Origin of the sequence: Iodobacter sp. (assembly GCF_025352645.1) — a bacterium.
Classification (GTDB): Bacteria; Pseudomonadota; Gammaproteobacteria; order Burkholderiales; family Chitinibacteraceae; genus Iodobacter.
The window spans coordinates 1-9,543 of record NZ_JANXSO010000061.1 but is presented as its reverse complement, the minus strand read 5'-3'; the positions used below and the strand labels follow the sequence as shown (position 1 = coordinate 9,543).

The following is a 9,543-nucleotide window of genomic DNA, read 5'->3' as shown; positions in this document are numbered from 1 at the left end:
TTGGCTAGATTCGTAAGGATCATCGTCTTCTTCGTCTACTTTTAAGAAAAAATCATCTTTTAATTTGGGATGCAGTTTTCTAAAGCTTTCAAAAATGGCAGGTCTATCGCTGAAATCTAGGTTTTTTACTTTTTTAAGCGCGGCTTGCAAAACTAAATCGTGCGCAGCGCTGCCTGCAATCGAAAAATATCCATCGTGCGCAGCAAAAATTTTATTCCAGCATGCATCGTCACCTGCACCAAGACGAGTATCACCAAAAGTAGATTGGCTATCCGCCGCAATGGCGATCTGATCGCCTTTTTTAACCACAACAACCGTCGTCATTTATTTTCCTTATAAGCGCAATTCAAAAATACTTGTAGGCACAAGGCAATTCAAAAAATTCTGTAGGCGCAGAGCAAAAATGGGAGCACAGAGCACGCAAGCTATATCTTGTCCTGATGATGCCTCTTGCTCAATCTCATTATAAATATCGTAGGGCGGATGAAACCCGCGTTTTTTTCAACGTCGCTCGCGGGTTTCACCGCCCTACACATTCAAAAACCAAGCCCAACACTCAAGAAATCCATCTACGCAGAGTCTATTGAGCAAGAGGCATAATCAGGTATCTTGTTAGCATGGAGTGGGGTTTACTTTCTGTGTGTGCTGTATTGCCCCTCTGTGTTCTCTGTGCCTACAGATTTTTGGGGGGCTAATGCAAAATCAATCTTGCTCTTCAATCAATTCAATCAAGCGAATTAAGGCGTGGCGTACGGTTTGCATACGCACTTCGCCCCGATCGCCATCAAACAATTCTTGCTCGGTAATGATGCCGCTTGGCCCTGCAAAGGCAAAACACACGGTTCCTACTGGCTTATCCACACTGCCACCAGCGGGGCCAGCTACGCCACTCACCGCTACGCCCCATTCAGCATTGGCTAGTAAACATGCGCCTTGCACCATGGCGGCCACCACCGGCTCGCTCACCGCACCTAACTTGGCGATAAATTCTGGCGGAACGGCCAGCATGTCCATTTTGGCTTCGTTGGAGTAGGTGATATACCCGCGCTCAAACCATGCGGAGCTACCCGCGATATCAGTAATCGCCCCAGCAATTAAACCGCCGGTGCAAGATTCTGCGGTGGTAACGCTTTGACCACGCGCCAGCAGCACGCGGCCCAGTTCAGTTGCTAGTCCTAACATGGGGTTAAACCTTTAGATTTCAAATAAATGTAGAGTGGGCATGATTTTATGCCCACGCGTGAATGTGATATCCGATAGCCGCGTGGGCATTATGTAAATGGCAGCAACACAGCCGCGTGGGCACAACAGCGTGCCCACGCTAAATTTTAAACCGCAGGCTGGCGAATAAAGCTTTCGCGGTAGAACTTCAGCTCATCAATCGATTCTTGAATATCGGCCAGTGCCGTATGCGCGCCGCGCTTTTTAAATTGCTTAGCGACTTCTGGTTGCCAACGCTTGCATAGCTCTTTTAGGGTGGAGACATCCAGATTGCGGTAGTGAAAAAATTCTTCCAAAGTGGGCAGATATTTCACTAGGAAACGACGATCTTGGTGTACCGAATTACCACATAGCGGCGATGCGCCCTTAGGCACGTATTCTTCTAAAAAGGCAATCAACTGCGCTTCTACTTCAGCTTCGCTTAAGGTCGATGCTTTTACCTTTTCAATTAAACCCGATTTGCCATGGGTGTTTTTATTCCAGTCATCCATCGCATCTAAAACGCTAGCGTCTTGGTGCACAACAAACACTGGGCCTTCGGCAATCAGGTTTAAATTGCTGTCTGTAATAATGACGGCAATTTCAATCACACGCTCTTTTTCTGGATCAAGCCCAGTCATCTCCATATCAACCCAGATGAGGTGGTTCTTGTCTTGTGGCATACTTGGCCCTATTCAACATACAAAAATGCTATTTTACCTGCAAATGAACGCTAATCAGTTCTCCCTCCTCTTTCTGTTTGCATTAACGGCCAGTGTCATCATGCAACTCTGGCTGGCCATGCGCCATATCAACCACGTAAAGCGCCATAGAACCTGCGTTCCAGCAGAATTTAATGGCCATATTACCCAAGCATCACACCAACGCGCCGCCGATTACACTGTGGCAAAAACGCGTTTTGGTATGATCGTTAGCCTATTTGAGGCGATGCTGCTGGCAGCATTTACCCTAGGTGGTGGTATTGAGTGGATCAATCAACAGCTATCTGGCTGGATTAGCTCCCCACTTTGGGCAGGCGTTACGCTGATTGCAGGCATCACCCTGCTGCATAGCTTAATTACGCTGCCGCTTACTTTGATCTCTACTTTTAAAATTGAAGCCTCATATGGCTTCAACAACACTAGTGCCAAGCTTTTTATCACCGATACGCTTAAAACCACCGCCGTTGCTACCGCGATTGGCCTGCCACTGTTGGCTGGGGTGCTTTGGCTAATGGATCAGATGGGGGCTTATTGGTGGTTGTGGGTTTGGGCCGTGTGGGTAGGATTTTCTCTGCTCCTGATGTGGGCCTTCCCCACTTTTATTGCACCTATTTTTAATAAATTTGAACCGCTAGCCGATGCCAGTTTACAAACGCGGATTGAATCCTTATTAAAACGCTGTGGCTTTAAAACCAATGGCATTTATGTGATGGATGGCTCTAAGCGCTCTAGCCATGGCAATGCCTACTTTACCGGCCTAGGTAAAGCCAAGCGGATTGTCTTTTTTGATACCCTGCTTAAGTCTTTAAATGCCAGCGAAGTGGCCGCCGTATTAGCCCATGAATTAGGCCATTTTAAACATCGCCATATTGCCAAGCGCATGGCTTGGACCTTTGGTTTAATGCTGGGCATGCTCTGGGTTTTAGGGCAATTAAAACAAGAGCTATGGTTTTATCAAGGTCTTGGCGTAAATAGCCAATCCACTGCCACGGCGCTATTACTGTTCTTCTTAGTAATGCCCGTGTTTACGTTTATTTTTGCGCCGCTAAGCTCCATGTCATCAAGAAAACATGAATACGAGGCCGATGCCTACGCAGCAGAGCAAGAATCCGCTGGTGATCTTATTAATGCCTTAGTCAAGCTTTACGAGGGTAATGCAGCTACGCTGACACCTGATCCATTGCATAGTCTATTTTATGATAGCCACCCTCCGGCAGCGCTGCGCATTGCCGCTTTGAAGAAACTAAAAAACAAGGAATAAATCATGTCTCTTAGTACCGAAAACTGTATCGATGGCGCAGCACAGCTCAGCGAAGTAGAAGCTGAAATGCTGTCTACCGATTTACAAGATTGGATTGTGACGCCAGCGTATTTAGAAAAAACCTTCCGCTTTAAAAACTTTTACGAAACCATGGGTTTTGTAAATGCGGTGGCCTGGATGGCCAATCAGCAAGATCACCACCCCGATTTAGACGTTAGCTACAGCCGCTGCCGCGTACGCTGGAACACCCACACCGCCAATAATGGCATTAGCCGTAATGATTTTATCTGCGCTGCCCGTTCAGACGCACTCACTTTAAAAGCCACTTCATGACAGAAACAGCCCGCATCGTCGCTAGCCACGGCAGGTCTTATATTATTGAATGCGCGGGTGGCAAGCGCCTTCGGGCCAGTACCCGTGGTAAAAAAACGGACTACGCCTGTGGTGATCTAGTCGACATTCAGATTCTCAATGATGAACAGGCGGTGATTGAGCGTGTATTAGAGCGCCAAACCCTGCTTTACCGCTCGGATGCATGGAAAAGCAAGCTGATTGCCGCCAATGTCACCCAGCTGATTATCGTACTGGCCTCAGAGCCAAGCTTTTCTACCGAGCTAATCAGCCGCTGCGCCATTGCGGCCGAAGCGGGTGGCATCCAAACCTTAATTTGCTTAAATAAGTGCGATTTACCCAGCGCTACAGCGGCCAAAGAGCGTTTAGAGTACTTTGTGAATCTGGGCTATAAGGTGATCGAAGTTTCGGCCCTGACCAACGATATCACCCCACTACGCGCCGCCTTAGTTGGGCATATCTCTGTGCTGGTTGGGCAATCGGGGATGGGTAAATCCACCATTACCAATGCGCTATTGCCGGATGCCAACGCCCGTGTGAATGAGATTTCTATCGCACTGGATGCGGGTAAACACACCACCACTAACGCCACTTTTTATCACTTAGATGCCGAATCGGCGCTGATTGATTCACCAGGGCTGCAATCGTTTGGCCTTGCCCATATCACCGCTCAAGATTTACCTGCTTATTTTCCTGAGTTTAAAGAGCGTATTGGCACTTGCCGCTTTCATAACTGCCGCCACCGCCAAGAGCCAGATTGTGGCATGCGTGCGGGGGTAGAAGAAGGCACCATCAGCCCACAGCGATTAGCGCTGCTACACCGTTTACAAGATGAATTAAGCTCTGGTAGCCGCTATTAATCGCAAACAAAATAGCCACTTTATTTGAGAAATACGCAGCCTGGGCTAAGCTGAAATTAAAAAAAATACACGGGAGCGGTCAGCCGCTTCTGCGTCAGCAAGGCTGCTTTAACACCGCTTAAATCTGCCAATACAAAACGCTTAACTCACTTTGCAAGCTGCAATCATGCACTGACAGATAATTAAGATGCTCAAAGGTTGCACCCACCCTACGGTGATATTTTGTTTAAGTTAATAGGATGGATCTAGCCCCAGCCTAAGTGAGCTATATTTTCTAAAACCCCACTCAAAGCAGCGCTCTTTTATCAAAAAACCAGAAATTATTTACAATAAAGTCAGTTCACACTATGACTAGCCACGCAAAGTAGGCAAAATTGGTGTCTAATTTTTAGATGTGATTTGCCATGGTTGCCGTTACCCGCCCACTTGCCCAATCTATTGCCGAAGCAGCAGACCCTGATCGCTGGCTGACTGCTCTTACTGAGCGCTATCCCCCCACCGATATCGTGCGCTTACGCCAAGCAATTGACTGGGTATTCGAGCAGTATGGTCAGCAGATTCATGCCGATACCGGCAGCTCATTATTTCAGCACGCCGTAGCCAGCGCATCGATTGTTGCCGATCTGCGCTTAGATGCTAATTCCGTAATCGCCACGCTGTTGTTTGCCCTGCCCAATCAATTGGACAAACCGCTTGAGCTTATCAACAGCCAATTTGGCCCCGATGTAACACGGCTGGTTGATGGGGCAAGTAAGGTCAGTAAATTACGCAGCTTGGCGCACCCCACGGGCGGCAAATCACAAGACGCTGCTCAGCAGATTGAAGCCGTACGTAAGATGCTAATCGCCATGGTAGAAGACATCCGTGCCGTGCTGATTAAGCTAGCTTGGCGCACGCAAACCATGCATGAGCTAGCCCGTGCTCCCGAAGAAACCCGCCGCAGGATTGCCCAAGAAACCCTTGATTTATTTGCCCCATTAGCAAATCGGCTAGGCGTATGGCAAATAAAATGGGAATTAGAAGATTTAGGCTTTAGGTATCTGCATCCCGATACCTATAAAAAAATTGCCAAGCTATTGGATGAGCGCCGAGTCGATCGGGAAAAATTTATTGATGATGTATTAAATACGCTCAGAATTGAGCTTAATAATGCCGGTGTAAAAGCTGATTTAATGGGTAGGCCTAAACATATTTTCAGCATTTGGAAAAAAATGCAGAAAAAGAAGCTCGATTTCTCTGAGCTTTATGATATTCGTGCCGTACGGATTTTAGTTCCTGATTTAAAAGACTGCTATACCGCCCTCGGTATTGTGCATAATCTTTGGCAGCCTATCCCAGGCGAATTTGACGATTATATTGCTCACCCTAAGGGTAATTTTTATCGCAGCCTGCATACCGCCGTGATTGGTGAAAATGATAAAGCCGTTGAAGTACAAATTCGCACCATAGAGATGCACGAGCATGCCGAATATGGCGTGGCCGCACACTGGCGCTATAAAGAAGGCGGCCAAGGTGATGCGCGCTATGAAGAAAAAATTGCTTGGCTGCGCCAGTTATTAGACTGGCGTGAAGATATGGCCAGCGAAACGCAATTTGCAGAAACCTTTAAAGCCGAGCTATTTGACGACACTATTTATATTTTGACCCCCGCAGGCCGCGTCATTACCCTGCCTAAGGGCAGCACACCCGTTGATTTTGCCTACCACGTGCACACCGATCTTGGGCACCGCTGCCGAGGCGCCAAGGTAAACGGGCAAATTGTGCCGCTCTATACCGCGCTAGAAAACGGTCAGCGAGTAGAAATATTATCGACCAAAGAAGGCGGCCCTAGCCTAGATTGGCTGCATCAGGGTTATGTAAAAAGCCACCGTGCCGCCAGCAAAATCCGCCACTGGATACGCCAACAGCATCAAGATATCGCACTTGAGGCAGGCCGCTCTATTTATGATAAAGAGGCGGCTCGCTGTGCTGCGCGCGATGCTAATCAAGACAATATAGCAATTAAGCTAGGCTGCAAGCACATTGATGAGCTGTATGCCGCGCTGGGCCAAGGCGAAATATCCCAGCGTGAACTCAATCAAGCATTCAGAGAAAGTTTGGCTCCAATCGAGCCCATAACAGAACCCGCCAACGACTTTATTAAAGCCGCCAGAGCCAATGGAAATGGCGAAGGTATTTTAATTGAGGGCGTAGATAAACTCATGACGCTACTGGCTAAATGCTGCAAGCCCGTTCCACCCGATCACGTCATGGGTTTTGTGACTAAGGGGCGGGGTATTTCTATTCACCGCAGTGATTGCAGCACGCTAAAACGCTTAGCTAGCGCCGCGCCGGAGCGCCTAATTAATGCTGATTGGGGCATACAGCGTGGCCATGTATTTGCAACAGATTTATTAGTAGAAGCGCATAACCGCAGCACTTTACTTAGAGATCTATCTGACATTATGGCGCGCGAGCGAATTAACGTCACGGCAGTGAATACGCAAAGCAAAGATCAGCGAGTGATGATGCGCTTTACTTTAGAAATCAGAGATGCTGAGCAATTACAAAGAATCTTAATTAAATTGCAAGATGTGAATGAAGTTATTAGAGTCGTGCGCGGGTAACACCTTACATCAGTTAACCCTCATTTACTAATGCCTTTATATTTTTTTGTGCAATAATACCAATAGGAGTATTTATACCAGCGGATGAATAAACGAACTTGAGAATGATATTTAAATTCATTCTTACAGTTTATTCAGCAAATGACCATTAATAAGTAGCGGTAGAGAGACCAATCATGAATCAATCCCTCAAAGTTAAGCTGATTATATTTATCTCGGTTTTAACACTTCTCTCTGGCTCTGTGCTTACATTTGGCAGCTATTTAAAAATGCGCCATGAAATGGTGAATGTAAGCCTGCATAATGAAATTGTTGGTATTGCCACTGGTTACAATGTAGTACTTCGTAATTGGGTCAGCGAAAAGCAAAACATTGTTTCTGGCCTTGCCGAGGCATTAGCCAAAGCAGATGACCCCGTACCTGCCTTATACCAAACAGAAAAAAGCGCTAAATTTGATTTAGCCTATATCGGTACTCCAGATAAGAAATTTATCAGCGGCCACAAAGTCGATATGCCTGCAGGGTTTGATGCCACATCTAGGCCTTGGTACAAACAAGCCGTAGCGGCAGGAAAAACCATCCTTACTCCGCCCTATGTAGATGCAGAAAGCAAGCAACTGATCCTATCTTTTGCCTCCCCTGTAACAGGAGAAGCTGGCTTTAAAGGTGTTGCCGCCGTTGATATATCCTTAGAGGGCGTGGTGAGAGATGTATTAAACATTAAATTAACCGGTAATGGCTATGCCATTCTGGCCGACAAAAATGGCCAAATACTTGCACATAATGATAAAGATAAGCTCAATAAACCTACTAGCGATATATCCAGCGATTTAAATGCCAATAGTATAGCCAGTATGGCTGCAAGCAAAGAGTTAGCTGAAATCACCATTGCCAGTGAAAGAAAATTTGTCTTTATTCAACCTATTGAAGGCACTGATTTAAACTTAATCTTAGTCATTGATAAATCAGTTATTTTGGAACCACTCAATCAACTGATCATGCAAGCTGTTGCCGCCTTAGTTATTTTATTAATTATCGTTATTCCACTAGCTGGTTTTTTAATTACTAAAATGCTACGTAGCCTTGATAAAGTTCGTCATGCAATGCAAGAAATTGCTCAAGGTGGTGGAGATTTAACCCGCAAAATTGAAATTGATGGTAATGATGAAATTGCTGCAACCGCGCAAGCATTTAATCGCTTCACCGATCAATTACGCAATATGTTTATTGATATTCGTAAAGAAACAGAAAATTTAACCACCGGTATTGGCTCTATCAATTCGGTATTAAATGATCTGGCCAATGACTCGCAAAGATTATCTGATCTATCTGCATCCAATGCAGCAACCATTGAAGAAATCACTGTCAGCATTTCGCACATTGCTGATAATTCCAGAGATGCCAATCAACTCGTTACCAGTACGGGTGCCTTATCTGGGCAATCTGCAGCCACAGTTAAAGAAGTTGCCAATGAAGTTGGCAAATCAGCCAGAGAGGTTAGCGATTTATCTAATCTACTCGATCGCCTCAATCAAAGAGCCCAAGATATTAGTGGCATTATCCGCGTCATTAAGGAGATTGCTGACCAAACTAATTTGCTGGCCCTTAACGCTGCCATTGAAGCCGCCCGGGCGGGCGAACAAGGCAGAGGCTTTGCCGTTGTTGCAGATGAAGTACGTAAACTGGCAGAACGCACTTCTTCTGCAACGATTGAAATCACCGGCATGATTGAAGGCATTCGCGGAGAAACTGGCATTGCCGTCAATAATATGCAAACTACGATCACTGCAGTACAAAGCGGCGTGAACTTATCCGAGCAAGCGGCAACCAATATTGGCACTATCCGTGAAAATATGGATGAAGTTATGGCTAAGATTGGCGAAATTGCGCACGCAACCCTTGAGCAACAAAATGCCACAACCGCAATGGCACAAAGCGCGGAAAACATTACCAACCAAATGCAACAATCCGATGCTAATCTACAAAATGCCACCAGAACGGTTCATGATCTAAACCAACTAGCTGCCTTCCTAAGAGAGCAATTTGGCCGCTTTAAGCTTTAAACATAAATGCCAAGCATAAAAATAGCTCCAATTTATGGGGCTATTTTTATGGGTAAAAGCGGCAAACCATACAAAACCTGTACCACGTCAGGCAACAAAAAACCCGCAGAGCATAAAGCTTGCGGGCTGATGCTTGTAGCACAAAGCTGGTGTCCCCGACAGGAATCGAACCAGATAGCTAAGTCCTTGTATTTACTACGTTCATGAAAATAACACTTGAAATATACCAACAAATATACCAACAATGCGCGTTCACTGGGACAAAGCTAAAGGGCAGTCATGGGCGGTAAATCAAAAGCAGATGGCTTGACCATTTTGCAACTCAAAAGCCAAATCAAGGCTGAGCAACAGCACATTGCAGCCGAAACAGTAAAGCCACCCAGAAAGATAGCCTGTGGCGCTGGTTTGCAGCTTTGGGTGATGGGTGAAGCCATGTATTGGCGGCTGCCCTATCGCTTTGGCGGTAAGCAGAAGGTATTG

At 46.2% G+C, this 9,543-nt stretch carries 8 protein-coding genes and 1 pseudogene; 6 read left to right on the top strand and 3 right to left on the bottom strand.

What is annotated here, in order from left to right; translation table 11 throughout:
• The 3 genes and pseudogenes from Q0R17_RS07780 to orn all read right to left on the bottom strand — a co-directional run.
• Positions 1–324, bottom strand: a pseudogene (locus Q0R17_RS07780) (MFS transporter); the annotation flags it as partial.
• A 378-nt stretch (positions 325–702) separates the two neighbouring features.
• On the bottom strand, positions 703–1,182 hold the full coding sequence (locus Q0R17_RS07775) for a CinA family protein (RefSeq protein ID WP_293933670.1): 480 nt from the start codon (positions 1,180–1,182) through the stop codon (positions 703–705).
• Between the two features lie 146 nt (positions 1,183–1,328).
• Complete coding sequence (orn, locus tag Q0R17_RS07770) at positions 1,329–1,883, bottom strand: oligoribonuclease (RefSeq protein ID WP_293933668.1); 555 nt, start codon at positions 1,881–1,883, stop codon at positions 1,329–1,331.
• 100 nt (positions 1,884–1,983) lie between these two features.
• Here orn and Q0R17_RS07765 point away from each other — a divergent pair, with 100 nt between their 5' ends.
• The 6 genes from Q0R17_RS07765 to Q0R17_RS07740 all read left to right on the top strand — a co-directional run.
• Complete coding sequence (locus tag Q0R17_RS07765; protein WP_293933665.1) at positions 1,984–3,183, top strand: M48 family metallopeptidase; 1,200 nt, start codon at positions 1,984–1,986, stop codon at positions 3,181–3,183.
• Between the two features lie 3 nt (positions 3,184–3,186).
• Positions 3,187–3,516, top strand: a complete 330-nt coding sequence (locus Q0R17_RS07760) for a 4a-hydroxytetrahydrobiopterin dehydratase (RefSeq protein WP_293933663.1) — start codon at positions 3,187–3,189, stop codon at positions 3,514–3,516.
• Positions 3,513–4,394: a ribosome small subunit-dependent GTPase A gene (rsgA, locus tag Q0R17_RS07755; RefSeq protein ID WP_293933660.1), complete on the top strand. Its 882-nt coding sequence runs from the start codon at positions 3,513–3,515 to the stop codon at positions 4,392–4,394. The genes Q0R17_RS07760 and rsgA overlap by 4 nt, the downstream gene beginning before the upstream one ends.
• A gap of 404 nt (positions 4,395–4,798) precedes the next feature.
• A complete protein-coding gene (locus Q0R17_RS07750) occupies positions 4,799–7,000 on the top strand; it encodes a bifunctional (p)ppGpp synthetase/guanosine-3',5'-bis(diphosphate) 3'-pyrophosphohydrolase (RefSeq protein WP_293933658.1) in 2,202 nt (733 codons plus the stop codon).
• Positions 7,001–7,176: 176 nt separating this feature from the next.
• On the top strand, positions 7,177–9,063 hold the full coding sequence (locus tag Q0R17_RS07745) for a methyl-accepting chemotaxis protein (RefSeq protein ID WP_293933655.1): 1,887 nt from the start codon (positions 7,177–7,179) through the stop codon (positions 9,061–9,063).
• A gap of 279 nt (positions 9,064–9,342) precedes the next feature.
• On the top strand, positions 9,343–9,543 hold a 201-nt coding region (locus tag Q0R17_RS07740), incomplete at its 3' end, for a hypothetical protein (RefSeq protein WP_293933653.1).